The following is a 22,693-nucleotide window of genomic DNA, read 5'->3' as shown; positions in this document are numbered from 1 at the left end:
GCGCGGAATCGGCTTCAGGGTCATGAGCCGGCACGTCCGGGACGAATCGGCCTCATCGACCTGCCAGGCGGTTCTGACCTGTGGATCCGCGCCGGGACGGGCGGCGAGAGGGCCCTCGAAAGACGGCTCGATGGCCCGATAGGAATCCGCGCACATCCGGACGTCGGCCGTGATCGAACGGCGCATCGATCAGGGCGTCCGGATCACCCGGCGTGAATCCGCATGCGGCGAGGAAGCGACACTTCGCGGCCCCGTCCCGGTGGCTCGGATTGAGCAGGTCTGCGGTGACCTTGACCAGGGCGGCGAGGAAGCGGGACGGCCAACCGTCCGGATCGGTCACCCGACCACCCGCTCGACCGACCACCCGCTCGACCGGGCACACGCCGCCGGCCTCGACCGTCGCCGGCATGTCGAACGGCTCCGTGAACTCGACCTCGAAGGCCTCGCCGTCGGCATAGACGGCCGCGACGTGCCTGTCGTGCCCGCCCGGCACCGGCACGTCGTCATCGCCCGAGACCGCCCGCAGGACGCGGCCGAGTTCGCCGGCCGGCGGCAGCGACGCACACGATACGCCGTCCCGCATCGCACGCTATGCGCCCGGTCGCCGATCAGATCTCCTCCCGCCCCTCCACGAAGGCGCGGAACGCCGCCAGGGTCTCGGCGCTGACGTGGTGCTCGATCCCCTCGGCATCCCGCCGGGCGGTCTCGGGGCTGACCCCGAGGGTGCACAGGAAGCGCTCGACGATGCGGTGGCGCTCGCGCGCCTGGGCGGCCAGCCGGCGGCCAGCCTCGGTGAGGAACACGCCGCGATAGGGCCGCTGCTGGACGAAGCCGTCCTCGCACAGCCGCTTGAGCATCTTGGCGACGGTCGGCTGGGCCACGCCGAGGCGGGCGGCGATGTCGACCTGGCGCGCCTCGCCGCCGTCACCGATCAGGTCGTCGATCAGTTCGACGTAATCCTCGACGAGTTCGGAGCGCCGGGCCTCGCGGGCCTGGCGGAAGCTCTCCACGTGCCGCTCGGGATCGACCAGCGCGGTCTCGGGCAGGCCCTGGGTTTCGGAGGCACGCGGCTCGGACGGTTCCTGCATCGGCTCTCCCTCTCGCCGCCCCCCGGCGCCGCCCGACCCTTGTTAGCAAAATCCGCCCCGGGGAGGGGAGTCCCGCGACGCGGTTGCGGGCCTGTCTTAAATGCCCCCTTGAAACACGCGGCCGATCCCTTGAATATAGCCCAAGCTATATTTCTGAGAGAAGGGTGAGGCATGGCAACGCCGGATGCGGCGACGGTCCCGGGGGGCCAGATGCCCGAGGGACGTACGCCGACGGGAACGGTACCTCCGGCACCGGCGGGCCCTGCGCTCGGCAGGATGAGCCGGCGCACGGAGCAGGCGATCCGCGACACGCTCGACGGGCGGCCGGGCGGCCGCGGCCGGTTCCTGCTGTTCGTGGGCCCCGCCGTGACGGCGTCGATCGCCTACATGGACCCCGGCAACTTCGCGACCAACATCCAGGCCGGCGCCCGCTACGGCTACGGCCTGCTCTGGGTGGTGCTGCTCGCCAACATCACCGCGATGCTGTTCCAGGCGCTCTCGGCCAAGCTCGGGATCGTCACGGGCAAGAACCTCGCGGAGCATTGCCGCGACGCGACGCCGTTGCCGGTGCGGCTCGGCCTGTGGGGCATCAGCGAGGTCGCCGCCATGGCCACCGACCTCGCCGAGTTCCTGGGCGGCGCGATCGGGCTGTCGCTGCTCACCGGCATGCCGCTGATGGCCGGCATGGCGGTCACCGCGATCGTCACCTACGCGATCCTGCTGCTGGAGCAGGAGGGTTTTAGGCCGCTGGAGATCGCGATCGGCGTGATGGTCGGCACGATCGGCCTCTGCTACGCGGTCGAGCTCGCTATCGCCCCGGTGGACTGGGCCGACGCCGCCAAGGGTCTCGTCACCCCGCGGATCCCCGACGCGCAGGCGCTGACCATCGCGGTCGGGATCATCGGCGCCACCGTGATGCCGCACGCCCTGTTCCTGCATTCGGGCCTGACCCAGGGGCGGGGCAGCCCCCGCAACGACGCCGACCGGCGCCTGCTCGTGCGCTTCTCGAACCGCGAGGTGGTGGTGGCGCTGCTGCTGGCGGGCCTCGTCAACATGGCGATGGTGATCATGGCGGCCGCCGCCTTCCATGCCGGCCACAGCGAGGTCGCCGAGATCGACCAGGCCTACCGCACCCTGACCCCCCTGCTCGGACCGGCGGCCGGGGCTGCCTTCCTGGTGTCGTTGCTGGCCTCCGGGATCTCCTCCTCGGTGGTGGGCACGCTCGCCGGCCAGATGGTGATGCAGGGCTTCACCGGCTGGCACATCCCGCTCATCGTCCGCCGGCTGGTGACCATGCTGCCGGCCTTCGTCGTGGTGGCGATCGGCGTCGACCCGACCCGGGCCCTGGTGCTGTCCCAGGTGGTGCTGTCGCTCGCCCTGCCGGTGCCGATGGTGGCTCTGGTGGTGTTCACCCGCCGCCGCAGCGTGATGGGCGCCTTCGCCAACGGCCCCCTGACCCAGGCCGCCGCCATGGCCGGCGCGGCCCTGGTGCTCGGCCTCAACATGGTGCTGCTGGCCGCCGCCTTCGGGGTGCCGATCCCGGGGCTGGAGTAGAGCCCACCGGGCCCCTTGCCCTGCCCTCAAGACTTGCCCGTCCCGTTGGAGGGGCCTGCCCTAACGCCATGGGTTGAGCAGCGTCACGCCGGTCGCGGCGAAATCGGCGCTGTTGCGGGTGACGATCGTCAGGTCGTGAGCGAGGCCGGTCGCCGCGATCCGAGCATCGTGCTCGCGCCTGGGATCGGGGACGTGAAGTTGGGCGCCGCGCGATCGCGGTATCGATCGGCAGGATGGGGCCGGCGAAGGCCGGCATGAGCATGCCGGACCTCGCATGTCGGTCCAGACAGTCATTGGAGGCCCGGCAAGCGCCGTCAATCGGCTTCCGGGCCCTCGGACTCCGCCCGTGTTCGGGGTCGATGCCCCCGGGCGCCCCCGGTCAGCTCGCCCGGACCACCACCTCCACGAGGTTGGCGCCCCCTGACCGGATCCCGGCCTCGATCGCCGGGGCGATGTCGGCGGCCCGGGTCACCCGCCGCGACGGCACCCCCATGGAGGTGGCCAGCGCCAGGTAGTCGACGCGCGGGTCGGTGAGATCCATGGCGATGAAGCGGTTGGCGCGCACCGAGGCGTAGTGCGCCTGCCCCTTCATGAAGTTTTTCAGGATGTTGTACTCGGCGTTGTTGATCACCACGAAGGTGACCGGCAGCTTTTCGTGCGCAGCCGTCCAGAGTGCCTGGGGCGAGTACATGGCCGCCCCGTCGCCCACGACGCAGACCACGGGGGCGCGGTCGATGCCGAGGGAAAAACCGACCGCGGCCGGCATGCCCCAGCCGAGCACGCCGCCGCGCATCGCGGCGTATTGGTGGACGGAGTTGCTGTTCAGGAACGTGCGCAGGTGGGTCAGGGTCGCGGGCGCCTCGTCGATGATCGTGGTCTGCGCCCCCACGGCCCGGGCCACCTCGCGGGCGGCGACCAGGGGGGCGATCACCGGATCGTCGAAGGCGGCGTCCGCCGAGGCGGCGAGTTGCGCCCGGCGCTCGGCCCGGGCCGTCGTCGCCGCCGCGCGCAACTCCGCGAAGGCGCCGGTCCGGTCGGCCACGCGCGGCGCCAGCAGCGGCAGCAGCGCGTTCAGGGAGGCCTGGATGTCGCCCACCGTGGACAGGCTGGTGGCATAGGTGCGCCCGAGGTCGCGGACATCCGCGGAGAGTTGGAACACCTGCGTCCCCGGCGGCACCGCCGAGACCTCCGAGTACAGGATGGTGATCAGCGACTTGCCGCCGAGCGCGAAGACCGCGTCGTAGCGCCCGAGGAGGTCGGCGATGGCGTCGGCCCGGGTCGGCAGGTTGCCGGCCCAGAGCGGGTGGGCGGTGGGGAACGGGATATGGGCCGGCCAGGACGAGCCGTAGACCGGCGCGGCCAGCAGGTCGGCGAGCGCCACCATCTGGGCGGAGGCGTCCGAGGCGTCGATCTCGTCGCCGGCGATCAGCGCCAGGCGGCCGGGCGCGATGGCGGCAAGTTTCTCGGCCAGGCGATCGAGGGAGCCCGCCACCGCCCGCTGGTCGATGGTCGAGGTCTCGCCCGCCGGGGTCGTGGTCATCGCCTCCATGACGTCCATCGGCAGGGACAGGAAGACCGGACCGGACGGGGCGGCGCCGCAATCGTGGAAGGCCCGGCGCAGGAGCACCGGGATCTGGTCCGGGCTCGTGACCTCGCGCGCCCACTTCACCACCGGGTCGGCGATGGCGACGAGGTCGCCCATCAGCAGCGGGTCGGACAGGGCGTGGCGCAGGTCCTGCTGCCCGGCCGTCACCACGAGCGGCGTGCCGCTGACCTGGGCGTTCCACAGCGCACCCATGCCGTGGCCGAGGCCGCCGGCGGTGTGCAGGTTGAGGAAGGCGGGCCGGCGCGCGCCCTGCGCGTAGCCGTCGGCCATCGCCACCGCGGTCGCCTCCTGCAGGGCCAGGATATAGCCGATGTCCTGCGCCTCGGTGAGCGCGTCGATCAGCGGCAATTCGGTGGTGCCGGGATTGCCGAAGATGTAGCGCACGCCCTCCGAGCGCAGCACATCCAGCAGCAGGTCGGCGCCCCTCCGGCTCCCGGCGGCGTCCACGGTCTCGATCGGCATGCGCAAACCTCCTCCGCCCCCCGGCGGAATCAGCGCGACGCTACCCCATGGCCGCGCCGCGACGAAGACCTGCGGCGCGGGATCTGGTTTCCAAAGGGCGAGCCCTTCGGCGGGTTGTCAGGGTGGTGCCCCGACGACGCCGAACGTTACAGCCCCATCGGCAGCAACCCGGGTGCCAAGGCCGCGGCGGCCCGCGGCCCATCCTTGACCAGGCGAATCGCCGTGCGGGCGACGCGGTTGCGCAGGCGCCGGGCCCGCCAGAGCGCGCCCGTCTCCACGGCGAGGCCGCGGGCGTAGACGCTGGCGCGCAGGCTGCGGGCGTCGCAGGCCTGCTTGACCGGGTCGGCGTAGAAGCCGGCGATCTTGTCCCGGCCCATGCCGGGGGTGGCGAGCCAGGCCGGCACGTGGACCCGCGCGAGCTGGTCGGCATCGGTCAGCAGCTTGCCGATCCCGGTACCCGGGATCGGGCAGGCGGTCTGGAAGGCGTCGCCGATCAGCACCAGCCCGTCGCGCTCCACCCCGTCGGCCCGGGCGAGGTCGATCGGCCGGACTTCGAGGGGGCCGGACACCGACAGGTCCGGGCAGTGCCGCGCGAGGCGGGGCATCATCGCCCGCAGGACCGCCTCCGGGTCCCGGCGCAGGGCCGCGACCCACGGCTCGCCGGGATCGCGGTAGCAGAACAGGTTGGCCCGCATCACGTCCCCGATCGGGAACAGGGTCAGGTAGGCGTCGCGGCCGCCGAACCCCTCGGAGAAGTAGGTCATGGCCGGGAACGGGAAGGCGGCCCGGGGCGCCGCCATGTCGAAGCCGACCGCCAGCGAGTGACGCGGGCTCAGCGCCCGCTTGGTGATGCCGGCCTTGGCCAGCAGCGCCTGCCCGAGCCCGGTGGCGAGCACGACCAGGCGCGCCTCGATCCGGCGGCCGTCGCTCAGGGAGAGCATCTGGCGATCCGGCCCGAGGTCGAAATCGGCGACCCGGCCGGGGGTCAGCAGCCCCTCCGGCAGGGCGGCCCGGGCGGCCCCGACCAGCACCGGATAATGCGCGCCCCATTCGCGGGAGGCCTCCCGGTAGGCGAGGCGGCCGTAGCGCACCACCGCGACCTCCTCGGTCGCCGTCGTGCAGGCGGCGAGCGCCCGGCCGAAGCCGAGGCCCTCGAACAGCGCCATCTGGTCGGCCCCGAATTTCTCCGCCCGGAAGTCGCGGCGTGCCTCACCGCGCTCGGCCTGGGCGTCGATCAGCGTGACCCGGGTCCCGGCGCGGGCGAGCGCCCCGGCGAGGCAACTCCCGGCCAGCCCGGCCCCCACCACGGCCACGTCGCAGGTTTCCACCGCGCTGCCCATTGCTGTCATCTGAAAGTCGTCCTGCGGCCGCGCCAGAACCTGAACGCGCGAAAACGCATGAATGATAGCGATCGGGAACCCTGTAAAGCACGTACGTAATTTTTCGCGACCCCGGAAACATACGTTTACGCTGCCGCGCAGGCTCCGGCGGCATGCTCATCTTCTGATTGAACTGCTGCATCTTAGCGGATCTACCGCCCGGCCCGGATCTTCCTCGGCTCGATAGCGGCGCCCGCTCCGGTTGGGTTTTGACTTGCTGAGCGTTCCTTGCTGAGCGTTCCTTGCCGGGCGCTACTTGCCGGAGCGGACTTCCGTGCAGGTGAGAGGGGGCTTGCCCGCCTCCGTCCAGGTGACGGTGCGCCCCTTGCCGCGCAGCTCATGGCTCGCGTCTCCGTACTGGATCCCATCCGCGTGCGGCTCGACCGGCAAGGTGACCGACGGGCCGGCGGGCGGGTGAACGACGGCCGGCGCGTTCAGGTCGGCGGTGTCGAACTCGACCGTGAGCGTCCGCCCCGCGGGACACGCGAACGCGACCCTGCTCATCGCGGACGATGCGGCGTGCGCCTGTTCCACCGCACCCGGAAGTCCCATGGCGAGAAGGAGGGCGATGCCGCCCCGGGAGAGCAAACGGTTCACGGTACCTCCTGCTGTGCTGATCCCGGCACCGCTCCGATGTGCGGGACATCGGAGAATCGGCCTTCGAAGACCGGGCGCGCAACCTACCGCGATTTCGCCGATCACATCAGGATCGATGGACTCGGGACGACGCTTCAGCCCCGCAGCTGCGCCACGAAGGCGCGCATGAACGGCGGCAGGCCGTCGAGGTCGCGCAGGCACAGGGTCAGGTCGCGGCGGGCCCACGGATCGGAGAGCGGCACCACCGCGATGGCGAGGCCCTGGGCCGCCCGGGCGGCGGCGCTCTCGGGGAGCACCGCGAGCCCGACCCGGGCCTGGACCAGGCGGCAGACGGCATCGAAGCCGCGCAACTGCACCCGCAGACGCATCGGCCGCCCCTCCCGCACTGCCTGGGCGACCAGGAACCGGCTGATGGCGCTGCGCCGGTCGAGGCCGACCAGGTCGTGGCCGAGCACCTCCACGAAGGGGATGTCGGCCCGCGCCGCCAGGGGATGGTCCCGGGCCGCCACCAGCACGAACCGGTCCTCCCGGAACGGGAAGGTCTGGAGCGAGCCGGTATCGACCGTGCCGGACAGGATGCCGAGATCGGCCGCGCCCTCGGCCACCAGCCCGACGATCTCCTCGGAGGTGCGCTCGTCGATCTCGACGCCGATCCCGGGATGGCCGGCCAGGAAGGCCGAGAGCGCGTCGGGCAGGAACTCGGTCAGCGCGTTGGTGTTGGCGAGCACCCGGATCTGCCCGGCCGCGCCGCCGGAGAACACCGCCATCTCCTCGCGCAGGCGCTCGACGCCGGCCAGGATCTCCCTTGCATGGGCCAGGAGCGTGCGCCCCGCCGGGGTCGGGCTGACGCCCTGCCGTCCTCGGGTGAGGAGCGCGGCGCCCAGCGAATCCTCCATGATCCGGATCCGCGTCGAGGCGGCCGCCAGGGCGAGGTTCGCCCGCGCCGCCCCGTGGGTGATCGAGCCGGCCTCGACCACGTGCCGGAACAAGCCGAGGTCGGTGAGATCGAACCGCATCATCGCCGAAGGCCCCTCTCAGCAGCGGCACCACCGGGCGCCTTGGTCCCGCAGCGACGGCGCGGGACGGTAGCGTCGCCCGGCACGCGTGTCAGCGACCGCCGGAGGCCGCGTCGCCCGAAGCCGCGTCGGCAACCGGAGCGGCGCAACGGGGGATCGGACACCGCAGAATCAACACAGGCACCGGATCGACGTTTTCGTCGGTCGATATCATTTGTAATCGCACTACTAATTCTGAAACATTACGTTCTCGATTCATAAAAGACTGCGTCAATCCAACACCAATCTGATATTTTCTGACGCATATCAAGTTATAATCTAAGAGCGCGAGGGCGAAATCATTTACTCCCCTTTAACGTGCACTATTCCAAATGTATCGCATCACCGCCGAGACTTCCCCGATCGCGGACCGCACCGTCACCCGCGATCGTCACCGGATCGGATCATGACCGCTTCCAGCCCTCCGGATCCGACGTCGGAGACCCGCGGCTCCCGGCGCCCGCGGGCTGCCGTGATCGCGGCGCCGACGCCCCGCCCGTCCTGCATCCGGACCGCCGAGCGAGGCGAGACGCCATGATGGACGCGCTCCTGGTTGACGACAGCGCAACCATGCGCCTGCGCCTGCGCCAGATGCTGGAGGCCAAGCCCGACGTCAGCGTGACCGACTACGCCGACCCGGCCGCCGCCCTCGTGGAGGCGCAGATGCGCGCCTTCGACATCGTGCTGGTCGACTACCACATGCCGGCCATGGACGGGATCGCGTTCATCCAGCGCATGCGCACCATCCCGCACTACGCGCAGGTGCCGATCGCGATGGTGACCAGCGACATCTCCGACGCGGTGCGGCTCGCCGCGCTCGAGGCCGGGGCGACCGACTTCCTCGACAAGTCCATGCGCGGCGTCGAGCAGACCGTGCGGCTGCGCAACCTGATCCGCCTCGCCAAGGCGGTGCGGAGGCTGGCCGAGCAGGCCGCATGGCTCGACGGCGAGGTCGAGGCCGCCCTGCGGCACATGCGCGAGCGCGAGGAGGAGATCATCTTCCGCCTGTCGCTGGCCGTGGAGTATCGCGACAACGACACCGGCGACCACACCTGGCGGGTCGCCCGCTACAGCCAGATCGTGGCCGAGGCGCTCGGCCTGCCGGCGGAGGCCTGCCGCAACCTGTACCTCGCCGCGCCGCTGCACGATGTCGGCAAGGTCGCCATCCCGGACGGCATCCTGCTGAAGCCCGGCCGGCTCGATCCGGACGAGTTCGCCCTGATCAAGACGCACGCGACCATCGGCCAGCGCATCCTGGGCGGCAGTTCCTCCGAGCTGATCCGGCTGGCCGCCGAGATCGCCGAGGCGCATCACGAGAAGTGGGACGGCAGCGGCTACCCGAAGGGGCTCGCGGGCGACGCGATCCCCCTGGCGGCCCGGATCGTCGCCGTGGCGGACGTGTTCGACGCCCTGACCACGCAGCGCCCGTACAAGGAGGCGATGCCGTTCGAGGCGGCGCTGGCCTGCATCCGGGCCGACAGCGGCCGCCATTTCGACCCGGCCTGCGTAAAGGCGTTCTGCGCGCGCTGGCCGGACGTCCTCGTGGCCGGCGGTCAGGAGCGGGCCACCGGCCGGCGGGACGCCCACGCCGTCACCGAGCCCTGGGCCCGGGTGCCGACCCTGCTCCGCGAGATCGCGGCCGAGACGCCCGTCCTGGCGGGCCGGCTCGTCGACAGCCCCGACGCCGACGAGCCCGCCTACAGGCGCCACGGATGAGGCCGCATACGTCCTGATCCCCGGAAATCCCGGCTTCGAACGGGCGAGACCTTTCGCGGGACCAAGGCAGAGCCCTGCTGCGCAGAGCCCTGGTGCATCGGGCCCACCGGGCGCGACACCGCCGGCACCGCGGACCGAGCCGGGGTGACGCGGCGCAAAGCTGCGCCTAACCTGCCCCCATGCGCGTCTTCCACACCGCCGCCTCCGCCCGGCACGATCCCGACCAGTATTTGCGGCGGGGCACGCCGATCCCGCATCCCGAGCAGGCCTCGCGCTACGCGATCCTGCACGAAGCGGCCCGGGACGGCGGCCACGCCCTCGCGGAGCCCGCCGATCACGGCCTCGACCCGATCCGGGCGGTGCACGATCCCGGCTACCTCGCGTTCCTGGCCGAGGCCTGGGCACGCCGGTCGGAGATCCCGGGGGTGGCCGACGAAATCCTCACGGGCAGCTTCGCGCGCCCGCAGATGCACCGGACGCCCGCCGGCCTGCTCGGGCTCGCCGGGCTCTACACAGCCGACACCTCGACGCCGATCCGGGCCGGAACCTGGGCGGCGGTCTACGGCGCGGCGCAATGCGCCGTCGCGGCCGCCGACGCGGCCCTTGCGGTCGGCCACGCCTACGCGCTGTGCCGGCCGCCCGGCCACCATGCCTACGCGGATTCGGCCGGCGGCTTCTGCTTCCTCAACAACAGCGCGATCGCGGCGGAGCGGATGCGGGCGGCCGGGGGCGGCCCCGTGGCGATCCTCGACATCGACGTGCACCACGGCAACGGCACGCAGGGGATTTTTTATGCCCGCGGGGACGTGCTTACCGTTTCGGTCCACGCCGACCCGTCGGACTACTTCCCATTCTTTGCCGGATATGCCGACGAGGCCGGGGCGGGGCCCGGCGCCGGCCTCAACCGCAACCTGCCGCTGCCGCCGGGCTCTGGCGACGCGCCCTGGCTCGCCGCCGTGGAGGCCGGGCTCGCGGCGATCGCGGCGTTCCGGCCGCGGGGCCTCGTGGTGGCCCTGGGCCTCGACGCCGCGGCGGACGACCCGATCGGCGTCCTCACGGTGACCGGAGCGGGCTTCGCCGCGGCGGCGCAGCGAATCGCACGCGCCGGGCTACCCACCGCGATCGTCCAGGAGGGCGGCTACCTCTGCGCGGCCCTGCCGGAGAACCTGACGACCTTCCTGGGCGCCTTCGACGCGGCCCGCTGAGCCGGTCCTCGGCGCGGCCCGGAGACTGCACGGCGTGGTGCGAATATGGCGCAGCACGACACGAATAGTGTCACCCAAGCCTCTGCACGCGCCGACGCGGCGGCGACGACCTGTATACCTGCCGGGGAGGGGGCCGCGTCGGTTGCGGTCCCACCGGGAGGGCGCGAGCGATGCGTGGGGGCGATGTCCGGCTACCCGATGGGGCCAACGCACCCTGGCACGCCGGCCTGACCCGGCGGCACTGGCGCATTCTCTGGGGCAGCTATCTCGGCTGGATCTTCGACGGCTACGAGGCGGTCGCCCTGGTCTACGCGCTCCGCCCGGCCCTCGGATCGCTCCTCACCCCCGAGCAGGCCCAGGCGCCGGCCTTCTACGTGGGGGCGGCGATCGGGATTACCCTCCTGGGCTGGGGGCTCGGCGGGCTGATGGGCGGAATCGCGGCCGACTACATCGGCCGCAAGCGCATGATGATGCTGTCCATCCTCGGATACGCCCTGTTCACGGGGCTGACGGCGTTTGCCGGGAGCTTCGCTCAGCTCGCGATCCTGCGGTTCATCACCGGCCTCGCCATCGGCTCCGAATGGTCCACCGGCATCGCCCTGGTCGCCGAGACCTGGCCGAACCGGGCCCGGCCGAAGGGCTGCGGCTTCCTGCAATCGGGCTTCGGCGGCGGTGCGGTGCTCGCCGCGATCGTCTGGGCGCTGCTCGCCGCCTTCGAACCGCTCGGCCCGGAATCGTGGCGGATCATGTTCGCGCTGGGGGCACTTCCGGCTTTCGTCTGCCTGTACCTCCGGCGCGCCCTGGAGGAATCCGAGCAGTGGATGCAGGCCCTTCGTGAGCAGCGCTGGGCCGCCACCGCCGAGGACGCCGCGAGCACGCAGCGCAGGGGACGGCGTCCGTTCTCCCTGACGGAGATCTTCCGGGAACGCGAGAGCCGCCGGCGGGTCCTGCTCGCCACCCTGATGTCGTTCGCCACGACGGTGGGCTGGTGGGCGGTCTCGTCCTGGCTGCCGGCCTACACGGAGGGGCTGGCCAAGGTCGCAGGCGAACCCGCCAACGTGTGGGGCCCGCGCATGGGCATCATCTACAATGTCGGGGCGATCACCGCCTACCTGCTCTCCGGCTTCGTGGCGGATGCGGTCGGGCGGCGCGCCTTCCTCCTGATCACGTATGCCGGCTGCATCGTCACCTCGCTCGCCTGCTATCTCTGGACGGGCGGGCTGGTGCCCTTCATGGGGCTCGCGTTCCTGAACGGGTTCTTCACCCTGGGCTTCGCCTTCTCGTGGATGGCGATCTACCTGGTGGAACTGTTCACCCCGGCGGTGCGGGCGACGGCTGCTAGCGCCGTGTTCAACGGAGCGCGACTGATCGCCTGGATCTTCCCGATCATCGCCGGGCAGATCGTCACCCTGTCGGGCGGCGTGGCCGCCGCGGCCCTGACCATGTCGAGCGTCTACGCGATCGGGCTGATCGTGCCGTGGTTCATGCCGGAGACGACCGGGAAGCCGCTCCCGGATTGACGGCCTCGGCCTGCCCGCCGGAGAAGGGGAGGGACGTCGGCGCACCTGCCGAGACGCCCATCGCGGATGCGCCCCTCGCCCACGGCGGGCGCGGGGCGCGGATCGCCGATCCTACGCCTCGTCGTCCTCGCCCTGATGCCGGCCCTTGAGCTTGGCGAAGACCGAATCGGCGTCGATCCGCTCCTCGCGGCCGCCATGCTCGCCGGCGTCCTCGGCTTCGGGGGCCGTCGAGACCTCGGTGGGCAGCAGCGAGGCGCCGGAATCGGCCGCGAGCGCGGCCGGGCGGTCGGCCGCCGCGCGCTGGACCTCGAAGTCGAGGTTGATCTGGGTGGTCAGGCCCAGGGTCACCGGGTCCATCGGCTGGAGCGAGCCGGAATTCCAGTGGGTGCGCTCGCGGATCTGCTGGATCGTCGACTTGGTGGTGCCGACCAGGCGGATGACCTGCGAATCCTTCAGCTCGGGGTGGTTGCGCAGCAGCCACAGGATGGCGTTGGGCCGGTCCTGGCGGCGGGACAGCGGGGTGTAGCGGGGGCCCTTGGTGGTGCGCTTCACCTCCGGCAGCTTCACCTTGGAGACGGCCGGCTTGAGCTTGTAGTGAGGCGCCTTCTGGGCCTTCTCGATCTCGTCGCGGGTGAGCTGGCCGGTGGAGACCGGGTCGAGCCCCTTGATGCCGGCCGCGACCTCGCCGTCGGCGATGCCCTTCACCTCGAGCGGGTGCAGCTTGCAGAAGTCGGCGATCTGCTCGAAGGCCAGGGAGGTGTTCTCGACCAGCCAGACGGCGGTCGCCTTCGGCATCAGCGGACCCTGGGACATGTACTCTCGTGCTCCGGCCTGGCGGGACGGGGGCCGGGCACCGGGCCGCGGGCTCCGGATGCAGATCCGGAAGTCCCGTCTCACGCTGTTGAATGGGGATGAGCGACTATAGGGCCGCCCGGGGAAGGGCGCAATCGCGAGTTCGGGACGCCGGGCGCCGATTAACCGAAGCCCGAGCCCCGGCGACAAACCGGATGTGCGCCTGACCGACCCAGCGGCGAACGCCGCACGCGGCCCGATGCGGCCGGGAGTGCAGAGAATGGTCATCGCACTGGCATGGTCCAGAAAAGCGAATGGCGGTAGAGCTTCCGGCTCCGCCTCGCCATTCCTCTCTGGGCTTGGCTACACCTCAAGCAGGTGAATGCCAGGGATCGGCGGTAGCCGCCGCCAATCCCACTCCCGAACGTAACGCGGCCCGGAGCGGGCAACAATGTCCGGGCCGACGCCCTACTTCCCCGGCAGCCCGTGCACGATCGGGAAGAACGTGTCCTTCCAATCCTTGGGCTCGGCCTTGATGGTCTTCATCGCGTAGAAGTGCCGGGCCTGGAGCATGATCCCGTACGGGGTGGTGGAGAAGGTGGTGCCGGGCTCCTTCATGATCGCCACCAGCGTCTCGGGGGGCGTCTTGTCGTTGGTGGCGGCGACGTAGTCCTTGGCGGCCTGGAGCGGGTCCTTGGCGATCTCGGCATTCGCCTCGTCGATGGCGGCCACGATGGCGGCGGCGAGCTTGGGGTTGCGGGTGAACCAGCCGGTCCGGGCGTAGAAGATCGCGTTGCTCACCGGCTCGCCGACCAGCTCGTAGGAGTTGAGCACCGCGTGGATCGCCGGGTCCTGGAGCTCGCGCTGCTGGAACGGCGGCAGCGAGAAGTGGCTGTTGACCTCGTTCTGGGGGCTGGCCAGCGCCGCCACCGCGTCGGGATGGCCAAGCTGGACGGTGAGCGGATCGAGCTTGGTCGCCCCATCGGGGCCGAAAGCCTTCTTGGCGGCGATCTGGAGCAGCACCGCCTGGGACGAGACCTTCACGGAGGGCAGGGCGATCTTGTCCTTGCCGGAGAAGTCGCCGACCGTCTTCACGTCCGGGTTGCGGGTGAGCAGCAGCATCGGCGTGCTGCCGACGCCGCACAGCCCCTTCACGTCGCCGCGGGTGCGGTCGTTCAGCAGCAGCATGTTGGTGGAGCCGCTGTCGACGATGTCGATGTTGCCCGACAGCAGCGCGTCGTTGCCGGCTGCGCCGCTGGTCAGGTTCACCCACTCGACCGTGACGTCCCCGAGCCCGGCCGCCTTGGCCTGCTTCTCGATCAGCTTGTGCCGCTCGGCCAGCACCGCCGGCAGGTAGACGAAGCCGGGCTGCCGGCTGATCCGGACCTTGGCGTCGTCGGCCTGGGCCGGGACGGCGAGCGGGGCGGCGAGCGCCAGCCCGGCCAGCAGCAGGGCGACGTGGCCGCCCCGGAAGAGGTGACGGCAGAGTCCCGGAATCGTCCTCGCCCGCAACGCACGCACCATGTGTGTCCTCCCTGGCCCGCCGGCTTCATGTCCGGATGCGGGCTTTATTGGCGCCGAGTGGACAGCCTCATGCCGATAAGCGCAAGGCCCGGCGCGGTCTTCACGGCGCGGTAATGGTAACGTCGCACCGTCTCTCCGCGTGAAATTTTCGTTCCGGAGGGGGCCGAAGGGACCGTCCGCCGCGCCGCCGCGCTCGACCGCCTGACCCGGGCCTTCGAGGCCCAAGGGGCGACCTGAGCCGGGGCCTCGCGGCGGCGGCCACCGAGGAGATGTCGGCCTCGGTCCAGGAGATCGCCGGGCAGGTGCACCGCACCTCGGAGGTCGTCGGACGCGCGGCCGAGACCACCCGCCAGGGGGAGGCGACCGCGCGGGCGCTCGCGGACGGCACCGAGCGGATCGGCGACGTGGTCGGGCTGATCGCGTCGATCGCCAGCCAGACCAACCTGCTGGCGCTCGATGCCACCATCGAGGCGGCCCGCACCGGCGAGGCCGGGCGCGGCTTCGCGGTGGTGGCCTCGGAGGGCAAGGCGCTGGCCGGGCAGACCGCCCGGGCCACCGACGAGATCGCGACCCAGATCGCCCGGATCCAGGGCGAGACCCGTCAGGCCGTGGCGGCGGTCGGCGAGGTCGGCCAGACCATCGAGGAGATGCGCAGCATCGCGGTCGGGGTCGCGGCCGCCATGGAAGAGCAGAACGCCGCGATCCAGGAGATTGTGCGCGGGGTGGTGAGCGCCAGGAGACCGGACGATCGGGCTCCCGAAGGACTCGGCCTTTCGCGGGGCATCGGGGCGGAGACCCGACCGTTCCAGCCAGACCCTGACCGCGGACGGGTTCAGGCGGACGGAAAACCCCGCACCGCGGCCCGCACCAGGGCGTCGATCATCGGGCGGACATCCGCCGCCCCGAGGGGCCCGAGGCCGCCGAGATCGGCCAGGTAGGTCATGCCGTGGACGCTCGACCAGAGCGCCCGGGCCATCACCGGAATCGCGGCCTCGGCGAGCTGGCCGCCATCGCGCAGCACCCCCTCCAGGACCCCGAACAGGGCCGCGATGTCGGCCTGGACCGAGGCGGGCGCCGCCACCGTGCGCCGCTCGAAGATCGCCACCCAGGCGGGATGGTGCTCGGCCGCGAACGCCAGGTAGGCGTCGGCCAGGCACAGCAGCCGGGCTTCGGTCTCCCGGGACGGGCAGGCGGAAAGCGCCGCCGCCAGGGCGTCCCGCAGGCGCCGCATCGTGATGGCGTTGGCCTCCAGCCGCAGCAGCTCCAGGCTGTCGAACTGCGTGTAGACCGAGCCGACCGCGGTGCCGGCCCGCTCGGCGACCGCACGGGCGGTGAGTGCCCCCGGTCCGCCCGCGTCCAGGATCGCCACCGCGGCCGCGATCAGCGCCTGACGATCCGCCTGGCGGTCGGTCTGCCCCTTGCGCGGGCGGCCCCTCAGTTTTTTCTGAACGTCGTTCATTTAATGCCTTGCCGGGCCCGTCGGGCTGTGCTTATGTCTTTCATGAACGGCGTTCAACGAATTCCGGACAGGGTCCGGTGCGCCGCTCCCCGAGGTGAACCGTGATGAGGACCCTCTCCCTCCTGATGCGCGGCGTGATCGCCGACAACGCCCAGGCGATCCACGACGCAAACGCGGTGACGATCCTGCGCCAGCAGATCCGGGAGGCGGCCGGAGCCGTGGCGACGGCCCGGCGCGAACTCGCCGTCGCCATGGCCTACCACGCCGCCGAGGCCCGCGCGCTGGACGCGATCGACGCCCGGATCGAGACCCTGTCGGACGGGGCGCGGCGGGCGCTCGCCGACGGACGCGCGGATCTCGGCAGCGAGGCGGCAATCCACATCGCCGCCCTGGTGGACGAGCGCTCCGACCGGCAAGCCGCCGCCGCCCGCTTCGGCGCCGAGATCGAGCGGCTGAAGCGCCTGGTCGGGCAGGGCGGCGACCGGCTTCGGGACCTCGACCGCGGCCTTCAGACCGCCCGGACCACCGAGGCGCTGCGGCGGGCGGGGATTCAGGGGCGCCGGGTCACGGCCTTGTCGGCGGGCGCCCTCGGTGAGGCCGAGCGGACGCTGGAGCGCCTGCGCGAGGCCCAGGCCGCCGAAGCGGATGCCGCCGAGGCCCTGGCGGGCCTGGAGGCCGAGGCGGCGTCCGGGATCGAGGCCGCCCTCGACGCCGCCGGCTACGGCCGTCCCCGCACCGACCCGCGGACGGTGCTCGACCGCCTCCGGGCCCAGGCCTGATCCGTCGTTCCGTTCGCCACCCGAAGAACCACCCGAAGAACCACCCGAGCAACCACCCGAGCCACAGGAGCACGACCGATGATGCCGCAGATGCCCCACACCGCCGCCTGGAAGACCTTCACGCTGGTGAGCTTCACCGCCGCCGCCGCCATGCTGGCGATCGGGATCTTCTTCCTGCCTGCCGATATCTGGATCAAGGGCTACCTCGCCATGGCGGCGCTCTTCCTCACCGGCACGACCTTCACCCTCGCCAAGACCCTGCGCGACGAGCACGAGGCGAGCCGGCTGATCAACAAGATCGAGGACGCCGCCGCCGAGCGGGTGCTGCGCGAGGCGGTGCCGGGCCGGCTGTGACGGCGGTCACCGCCCTGACTCAGGCTGTGGCGGCCAGGAACGCCGCCACGGCGTCCGAGAATTCCGGGGTCCGCAGGTAGCCGTAGGATTTGTGCCGGTTCTCGGTGCCGTCCGGCCTGCGGTAGGCGTTGATCACCGGCACGTCCCGCACCCGCACTCCGGCGGCGTTGGGCGGGTAGGTCTCGGCGAGGTCGTCGCCCACCGTGGCGATGTCCTGGCGGTCCATCAGGTTGGTCCAGGCCGTGACCGCCTCCGGCACGCGTAGGTCGCCGTGTTCGTCCGCGAGCTTCAGCTTCAGCTCGGCGAGCCCCAGGGGCGAGCCGAGGGTGACCAGGGTGCAGCGGGGCAGGGGAGTCCCGTCCCGCTCGGCGGCCCGGAGCACGTCGTAGGCGATCAACCCACCCATCGAGTGCGCGGCGATCAGCACGTCGCGGTCGACCGCCTCGGTCAGGGCCTCGTGCAGGCGCGCGCGGGCTGCGGCCCGGAACGCCGCGTCCGCGTGATAGCCCCAGAGGTCGTCGAGGCGGTATTCCAGGATCAGGTCGTCGACCGGGGTGAACCCGGTGGCCTCCTCCAGGTACGAGAGGCCGCGATAGATCCGGTCGGTGAGCGTCGGCTCGGCCTGCTCGGGGTCCGGGGACGGGAACGGGCCAGTGCCGGGTTCGGCATCGTAGGGCTCGCGGTTGCGGTCGCCGGCCAGGGGCTGCGGGTAGCGCAGGTCCGCCCAGTACACGAAGGCGAACGGCACCTCGGGCGGCGCGGCGCCGCGATTGCGGGCGAGGCCTTCCAGGATCGCCGCGCGCCACCACGCGGCCTTCTCATCCCGGGGCGGCTTGTTGGCGAGCCCGTGGATGCCGATGAGTGTCGTCCGGCCCAGGGCCCGCCCTCCCGGATCGCGATGCATCCGCAGCCGGGAGGTAGCGCCGAAATCCCGCGCCGGAACTGCGACGAATGCTGCGCCGGCTGTGCGGCGCGTCGAAGACATGCCGCGCGTCTCCGCGGAGAACCAGCGCGGTCAGTCGAACAGGCTCGAAACGCTGGCCTCGGTGGCGGTCCGGCCGATCGCCTCGCCGAGCAGCGGCGCGATGGTCGCCACCCGGATGTTGCGGGCGAGCTTCACGGCCTGCGTCGGCTGGATCGAATCGGTGATCACCAGCTCCTTCATCCGCGAGGCGGCGATGCGCGAGACCGCGCCGCCGGAGAGCACGCCGTGCGTGATGTAGGCCGACACGTCCTTGGCGCCGGCGTTGAGCAGGGCCTCGGCGGCGTTGACCAGGGTGCCGCCGGAATCGACGATGTCGTCGACCAGGATGCAGGAGCGGCCCTCGACCTCGCCGATGATGTTCATCACCTCGGATTCGCCCGGGCGCTCCCGGCGCTTGTCGACGATGGCCAGCGGGCAGTCGATCCGCTTGGCGATGGCCCGGGCGCGCACGACGCCGCCGACATCCGGCGAGACCACCATGCGGTCGGCGCTCGGCAGCCGCTCCTTGATGTCGCGCACCATCACGGGGGCGGCGAACAGGTTGTCGGTGGGGATGTCGAAGAAGCCCTGAATCTGGCCGGCGTGCAGGTCGAGGGTCAGGACGCGGTCGGCCCCGGCCTCGGTGATCAGGTTCGCCACCAGCTTGGCCGAGATCGGGGTCCGGCCCGAGGTGCGCCGGTCCTGCCGGGCGTAGCCGAAATACGGGATCACCGCCGTGATGCGCCGGGCCGATGACCGACGCGCGGCGTCGATCATGATCAGCAGCTCCATCAGGTGGTCGTTGGCCGGGAACGAGGTCGACTGGACGATGAACACGTCCTCGCCGCGCACGTTCTCCTGGAGCTCGACGAAGATCTCCATGTCGGCGAAGCGCCGGACCATGCACTTGGCCAGCGGCAATTCGAGATAGGCGGCGATCGCCTCGGCCAAGGGCCGGCTCGCGTTGCCGGCGATGATCTTGATCGAGGATTTCATGACGTCCGCCCAATCGCGGCCGCGCTTCGCGCCGCGCTCCGAAAACCGGCCCGCACCGGGCCGGATGGATCTGATGACGGGCGAGGCTCTTAGCAGCGGGCCGAAGGTGTCACAATGCCTTCACGGGCGCGCCGCACAGGCGGGCGCCCGGACCGGCCGGTGCCGGAGGCCAGCTCAGGCGACCGGCGGCTCCAGCAGCCGGTGCAGGTGGACCACGAAGTAGCGCGTCTGCGCGCTGTCGACGGTGGCCTGCGCCTTGGCCCGCCAGGCGGCCTGCGCGGTGGCGTAGTCCGGGAAGATGCCGACGATGTCGAGGCCCTTGATGTCCCGGAACCGGACGCCGTCGAGGTCCTGCAACTCACCACCGAAGACCAGATGGAGCTTCTGATCGTTATCGATCGCCGTCGCCATGACCTCTCCTCTCGATGTCCCGCCCGCGGCGCTCGCAGATGGCAGCCGCTCGGTCAAGCCCGAATGTCCGTCCCCGCCCCATCACACAACCGGGAGCTGGCGTGCCCCGGGACGGCACCATCGCCGGTTCCCGACCCGGCCTCCACTGGGAGCCGCTGACGGAACCCGGGCGCGGCGACGCGGCAGGTACGAAACCGGCCCGCGTCCATGCTAGGGGCGAGGCATGACACGCATGCTACTCCGCGTCGCCACCCTCGCGCTCGGGCTCTGCGCCGTGCCGGCGCTGGGACAGCCGGCGGCCAAGGCGCCGGCTCGTGCGGGCCAAGATCGGACTGGGCACGACAAGGCCGCCTCGGACAGGAAGAATGCCGGGCCAGCGGGCGGACAGGTGATCGGCTGCCCGTCCCTGGCGAACTACCGGATGCTGATGCACGACGGCGCCCCCGCGGCGGCGGCCGTGCTGGCCGACCCCAAGGCGGACCATCTCGGCTGCACCCTGATGTCGCGCGCCGACATCACCGGCCTGGCCGACCGGGTGTCCCTGGGTGGGCGGAACTACGAGTGCGCCGGCGTGCCGGGGACCACGGCCTGCCACTGGATGGAGGCGGGGGCGGCCGGTCGCCCCGCTCCGGCGAGCCCGACGGGGCGCTGACCGGCCGCCTCAGCGCAGATGACCGCTCGCGCGAAGGTCCCGCTCGACGGCCTCGTGGACAGTCTGGAGAGGGTTGTCGTTGATGGCGGCCGGCGGGTGCAGCGGCTTCATCGGGCCGGGCCTCGGATCGTGGTCGAGCCGGATCGCGGGCACGTCGGCCGCGCGCGACGGCCACCGGGCGGCGAGCCTGCGCAGGGCCGCCTGGGCGCCCGGCGGGAGGAGCGGAAGGACCTTGTCGATCATGGCATGCGGGACGGTGCGGACCAGCGCGGGAGAACCCGGCGCGTCGGGCGGGCCCCCGGGGAAACGGGCCGGCGGATCCGCCGTTCCGTTTTCGAGCCGGACGGGGCGATTCGGGTTGGGGGATCGGCGCCTCATCGGCGGCCCGGGCCGAGGCGCGACAGGTCGGGCAGGAACGCGGGATCGGTCAGGGCGGCGGCCAGCACCGCGAGCAGCCCGAGATGCAGGCCCGCCGCGAGCGGGAGGCCCTGGACCGACCAGAGCCCGATCGCGCCCGCCGCCATGAGCGGCGGCCCGACGACGTAGATCGGCGTGCGCCATGGGCCGGCGGGCCGGGCGAGGCGCCAGAAGCAGCCCACGAAGGCCGCCAGCGCGAAGCCACCCTTCATCAATGCCATGAAGCGGAGCACCCGCACGAGATCGGGATCGACGGCCGTGCCGGGCCCCCGCGCCGCGATGGCGGCGGCGCCCAGGACGGCCAGGGCCGTCAGCAGGCCAAGCAGGCCCCGCGCGCGGCCGGAGGCGAAATCGAGGATTTGGTCGGCCGCAGCCGGTCGGCCGACCCGTTCTCCGGCCGTATCCCGGACGGCGGATCCCGGCCCGAACCAACGGTCCCCGCGTCCGCGGGGACGTGTTCCGAACGCCGGCAGCCAGCGTTCGGGACGATGCTCCAGGCCCTGCATCGCAGTCTCCTCCAGGGCGCACGGCCGGCTGGGCGATTCCGGGACCGGGTTCTCGGTCCGGGCGCATCCGCCCCCGCGCATTTCGCTCAGAAGTCGTATAACCGCTTTGGATTCTCGACAAGGATCCTGTCACGGGTGGCGCGCTCGGGCACCCAGGTGGCGAGCAGGTCGAGCAGGCGGCCGTCATCGATGTCCTGCGCGGGCGCGAGGTCCGTGGGCTTGCGGCCGGGCTTGGGCGTGCTGTCCGGATGCGGCCAGTCGCTGCCCCAGACCAGCCGCTCCGGGTTCGCCGCCACGAGGGCCCGGGCCAGCGGGGCCACGTCGGGATAGTCGGGCGCCCGGGTCGAGGCGCGGTAGGCGCCCGACAGCTTCACCCAGGCCTTTCCACCGCGCACGAGGTCGAGCACGTCGCCGAAGCCCGGCTGGTCGGGGCCGAGGGCCGCCTGCGCGCCGGCGAAGTGGTCGAACACCACCGGCACCGGCAGGGCGGCCAGCTGCGGCTTCAGCGGGCCGATCACCGACAGGCGGGCATAGACCTGGAGGTGCCAGGGCCGCTGCCCGATCTGCTGGACGGCGCTCTCCAGAGCCTTGGCCGAGGCCGCCGGATCGAACACGCCGGCCTGCTCCAGGTTGACCCGGATCCCGCGGATGCCGGCTTGGGCCAGCGCGTCGAGCTCGGCCGGGGTGGTCCCGGGCCCGATCACCGCAACGCCGCGGGCGCGCTTCGGGCCGAGCAGGCGCAGACCGTCGAGGGTGGCGGCGTTGTCGGTGCCGTAGACGCTGGGCGTCACGATCACGACCCGGTCGAGCTTGAGCGCGTGCTGGAGCGCGAGCAGGCTCTCGGGCGGATCGACCGGCGGGGTGTAGCCGCGCCCCGCCCAGAACGGGAACCTGGCCGGATCGGGGATGACGTGGACGTGGCAGTCGCAGGCCCCCGGTGGGACCTCGAACGAGACCGGGCTCCTGGCGGTCGGCGCGGTGGCCTGTCCCGCGGCCCGGGCCGCCGTGTCGGTCAGGGCGAGGCCGTTGGCGAGGGCGAGGGCGAGCGTTTGCCGGCGTGACAGCATGGCGGGTCTCCTCCGGATTTTTGGGCGAACTTCTGCGAGCGCCTCATCCGGATCGGACCACCCTGGCGCGAACCGCGCAAGCCGGTCCGGTGTCAAAGAGCCCACGACGACCGCCGACAGGGACGGGAGCGCAGGCGCTTGGGCGCAGTGTCGAGCGCAGCCACGGTGACGGCGGCCCTGGCCGCGATCGCAGCGGACGATCGCCGATCCGCGCGCCGGTGGGCGGCGGAGTTTCGCGGAAGCGGATTTGGCGGAAGCGGATGGGAATCGAACCCACCGTACGCTGTTGGCGTACCACTGGTTTTGAAGACCAGGGGGGCCACCAGACCCCGTTCGCCTCCGAAGGCGGGGGTACGGGCCACTTCCGGCGGGGTCAAGCAGGATGCTCTGCGGCGGAATGGATCACCGGTCGCCGCCCTGACGCCGCGATTCGTATTAATTCCGCCACACTGTTGTGGCCCTGCACCAGTCATGCCGTTCCTGCGACGCTCAAAGCCTGTGGAAGGCCCTGCGCCGGCCCCCGAGGGGGCTGCACCGTCGTCCGCTGAGCCGCCGGGCGAGGGGGCGGGCGATTGGGCGGGCGAGGATAC

At 71.9% G+C, this 22,693-nt stretch carries 23 protein-coding genes and 1 tRNA gene; 8 read left to right on the top strand and 16 right to left on the bottom strand.

Translation table 11 applies throughout. The annotated features are described in order from the left end of the window. Positions 1 to 52 precede the first annotated feature (52 nt). Together FV242_RS15485 and mntR are read right to left on the bottom strand one after the other, a co-directional pair. Complete coding sequence (locus FV242_RS15485) at positions 53 to 583, bottom strand: hypothetical protein (RefSeq protein ID WP_147939533.1); 531 nt, start codon at positions 581 to 583, stop codon at positions 53 to 55. A gap of 25 nt (positions 584 to 608) precedes the next feature. Beyond that, complete coding sequence (gene mntR / locus FV242_RS15480; RefSeq protein ID WP_147907841.1) at positions 609 to 1,088, bottom strand: manganese-binding transcriptional regulator MntR; 480 nt, start codon at positions 1,086 to 1,088, stop codon at positions 609 to 611. A gap of 171 nt (positions 1,089 to 1,259) precedes the next feature. Between mntR and FV242_RS15475 the strand changes: the two genes are divergently transcribed. Further along, positions 1,260 to 2,642, top strand: a complete 1,383-nt coding sequence (locus FV242_RS15475; RefSeq protein WP_147907840.1) for an Nramp family divalent metal transporter — start codon at positions 1,260 to 1,262, stop codon at positions 2,640 to 2,642. Positions 2,643 to 3,021: 379 nt separating this feature from the next. On the opposite strand, the gene FV242_RS15470 is transcribed toward FV242_RS15475, so the two are convergent. The 4 genes from FV242_RS15470 to FV242_RS15455 all read right to left on the bottom strand — a co-directional run bounded on the left by FV242_RS15470 (position 3,022) and on the right by FV242_RS15455 (position 7,705). Further along, positions 3,022 to 4,710, bottom strand: a complete 1,689-nt coding sequence (locus FV242_RS15470; RefSeq protein ID WP_147939532.1) for a thiamine pyrophosphate-binding protein — start codon at positions 4,708 to 4,710, stop codon at positions 3,022 to 3,024. A 146-nt stretch (positions 4,711 to 4,856) separates the two neighbouring features. Continuing rightward, positions 4,857 to 6,059, bottom strand: a complete 1,203-nt coding sequence (locus FV242_RS15465) for an NAD(P)/FAD-dependent oxidoreductase (RefSeq protein ID WP_147907838.1) — start codon at positions 6,057 to 6,059, stop codon at positions 4,857 to 4,859. A gap of 282 nt (positions 6,060 to 6,341) precedes the next feature. Next, complete coding sequence (locus FV242_RS15460; protein ID WP_147939531.1) at positions 6,342 to 6,686, bottom strand: MliC family protein; 345 nt, start codon at positions 6,684 to 6,686, stop codon at positions 6,342 to 6,344. A 134-nt stretch (positions 6,687 to 6,820) separates the two neighbouring features. Then, positions 6,821 to 7,705: a LysR substrate-binding domain-containing protein gene (locus tag FV242_RS15455; protein ID WP_147907836.1), complete on the bottom strand. Its 885-nt coding sequence runs from the start codon at positions 7,703 to 7,705 to the stop codon at positions 6,821 to 6,823. A gap of 573 nt (positions 7,706 to 8,278) precedes the next feature. Between FV242_RS15455 and FV242_RS15450 the strand changes: the two genes are divergently transcribed. The 3 genes from FV242_RS15450 to FV242_RS15440 all read left to right on the top strand — a co-directional run bounded on the left by FV242_RS15450 (position 8,279) and on the right by FV242_RS15440 (position 12,182). Next, entirely contained in the window at positions 8,279 to 9,457 is a 1,179-nt protein-coding gene (locus tag FV242_RS15450) for an HD domain-containing phosphohydrolase (RefSeq protein WP_246692723.1), read from the top strand. Positions 9,458 to 9,636: 179 nt separating this feature from the next. Beyond that, complete coding sequence (locus FV242_RS15445; protein WP_147907834.1) at positions 9,637 to 10,662, top strand: histone deacetylase family protein; 1,026 nt, start codon at positions 9,637 to 9,639, stop codon at positions 10,660 to 10,662. Between the two features lie 170 nt (positions 10,663 to 10,832). After that, positions 10,833 to 12,182, top strand: coding sequence for an MFS transporter (locus FV242_RS15440; RefSeq protein ID WP_147939529.1), 1,350 nt, complete (start codon positions 10,833 to 10,835; stop codon positions 12,180 to 12,182). Positions 12,183 to 12,293: 111 nt separating this feature from the next. On the opposite strand, the gene FV242_RS15435 is transcribed toward FV242_RS15440, so the two are convergent. Further along, on the bottom strand, positions 12,294 to 12,995 hold the full coding sequence (locus tag FV242_RS15435; protein ID WP_147907832.1) for a DUF1013 domain-containing protein: 702 nt from the start codon (positions 12,993 to 12,995) through the stop codon (positions 12,294 to 12,296). A gap of 447 nt (positions 12,996 to 13,442) precedes the next feature. Then, on the bottom strand, positions 13,443 to 14,498 hold the full coding sequence (locus FV242_RS15430; RefSeq protein WP_147939528.1) for an ABC transporter substrate-binding protein: 1,056 nt from the start codon (positions 14,496 to 14,498) through the stop codon (positions 13,443 to 13,445). A 269-nt stretch (positions 14,499 to 14,767) separates the two neighbouring features. Between FV242_RS15430 and FV242_RS15425 the strand changes: the two genes are divergently transcribed. Continuing rightward, positions 14,768 to 15,436 (top strand): methyl-accepting chemotaxis protein, encoded by a 669-nt coding sequence (locus FV242_RS15425; protein ID WP_306440307.1) that lies wholly within the window; start codon positions 14,768 to 14,770, stop codon positions 15,434 to 15,436. On the opposite strand, the gene FV242_RS15420 is transcribed toward FV242_RS15425, so the two are convergent. Further along, positions 15,331 to 15,957 (bottom strand): TetR/AcrR family transcriptional regulator, encoded by a 627-nt coding sequence (locus FV242_RS15420; protein WP_147939527.1) that lies wholly within the window; start codon positions 15,955 to 15,957, stop codon positions 15,331 to 15,333. The two genes, FV242_RS15425 and FV242_RS15420, sit on opposite strands and share 106 nt — an antisense overlap. Before the next feature lie 104 nt (positions 15,958 to 16,061). On the opposite strand from FV242_RS15420, the gene FV242_RS15415 reads away from it, so the two are divergent. Continuing rightward, a complete protein-coding gene (locus FV242_RS15415) occupies positions 16,062 to 16,736 on the top strand; it encodes a PspA/IM30 family protein (protein WP_147907829.1) in 675 nt (224 codons plus the stop codon). A gap of 78 nt (positions 16,737 to 16,814) precedes the next feature. Then, a complete protein-coding gene (locus tag FV242_RS15410) occupies positions 16,815 to 17,090 on the top strand; it encodes a YiaA/YiaB family inner membrane protein (RefSeq protein ID WP_007563059.1) in 276 nt (91 codons plus the stop codon). Positions 17,091 to 17,109: 19 nt separating this feature from the next. On the opposite strand, the gene FV242_RS15405 is transcribed toward FV242_RS15410, so the two are convergent. The 3 genes from FV242_RS15405 to FV242_RS15395 form a co-directional block, all read right to left on the bottom strand. After that, the gene (locus tag FV242_RS15405) at positions 17,110 to 17,994 is read right to left on the bottom strand and encodes a hypothetical protein (RefSeq protein WP_147939544.1); all 885 of its coding nucleotides are present in this window, start codon (positions 17,992 to 17,994) and stop codon (positions 17,110 to 17,112) included. A 111-nt stretch (positions 17,995 to 18,105) separates the two neighbouring features. Continuing rightward, positions 18,106 to 19,050: a ribose-phosphate pyrophosphokinase gene (locus FV242_RS15400; protein WP_147907828.1), complete on the bottom strand. Its 945-nt coding sequence runs from the start codon at positions 19,048 to 19,050 to the stop codon at positions 18,106 to 18,108. Positions 19,051 to 19,224: 174 nt separating this feature from the next. After that, the gene (locus FV242_RS15395; protein WP_147939526.1) at positions 19,225 to 19,461 is read right to left on the bottom strand and encodes a DUF4170 domain-containing protein; all 237 of its coding nucleotides are present in this window, start codon (positions 19,459 to 19,461) and stop codon (positions 19,225 to 19,227) included. 223 nt (positions 19,462 to 19,684) lie between these two features. Here FV242_RS15395 and FV242_RS15390 point away from each other — a divergent pair, with 223 nt between their 5' ends. Further along, the gene (locus tag FV242_RS15390; protein ID WP_147939525.1) at positions 19,685 to 20,113 is read left to right on the top strand and encodes a hypothetical protein; all 429 of its coding nucleotides are present in this window, start codon (positions 19,685 to 19,687) and stop codon (positions 20,111 to 20,113) included. A gap of 9 nt (positions 20,114 to 20,122) precedes the next feature. Here the strand turns inward: FV242_RS15390 and FV242_RS15385 are convergent, their stop codons facing one another. The 4 genes from FV242_RS15385 to FV242_RS15370 form a co-directional block, all read right to left on the bottom strand. Continuing rightward, a complete protein-coding gene (locus tag FV242_RS15385) occupies positions 20,123 to 20,356 on the bottom strand; it encodes a hypothetical protein (RefSeq protein WP_147939524.1) in 234 nt (77 codons plus the stop codon). A gap of 131 nt (positions 20,357 to 20,487) precedes the next feature. Further along, positions 20,488 to 21,036: a hypothetical protein gene (locus FV242_RS15380; protein ID WP_246692295.1), complete on the bottom strand. Its 549-nt coding sequence runs from the start codon at positions 21,034 to 21,036 to the stop codon at positions 20,488 to 20,490. Between the two features lie 86 nt (positions 21,037 to 21,122). After that, positions 21,123 to 22,103: an amidohydrolase gene (locus tag FV242_RS15375; protein ID WP_147907824.1), complete on the bottom strand. Its 981-nt coding sequence runs from the start codon at positions 22,101 to 22,103 to the stop codon at positions 21,123 to 21,125. 248 nt (positions 22,104 to 22,351) lie between these two features. Then, a tRNA-Sec gene (locus tag FV242_RS15370) sits at positions 22,352 to 22,444 on the bottom strand. Positions 22,445 to 22,693 lie beyond the last annotated feature (249 nt).

Source organism: Methylobacterium sp. WL64 (assembly GCF_008039945.1).
GTDB lineage: Bacteria > Pseudomonadota > Alphaproteobacteria > Rhizobiales > Beijerinckiaceae > Methylobacterium.
The sequence above is the reverse complement of the archived record's forward strand: the minus strand, read 5'-3'. Positions and strand labels throughout refer to the sequence as shown.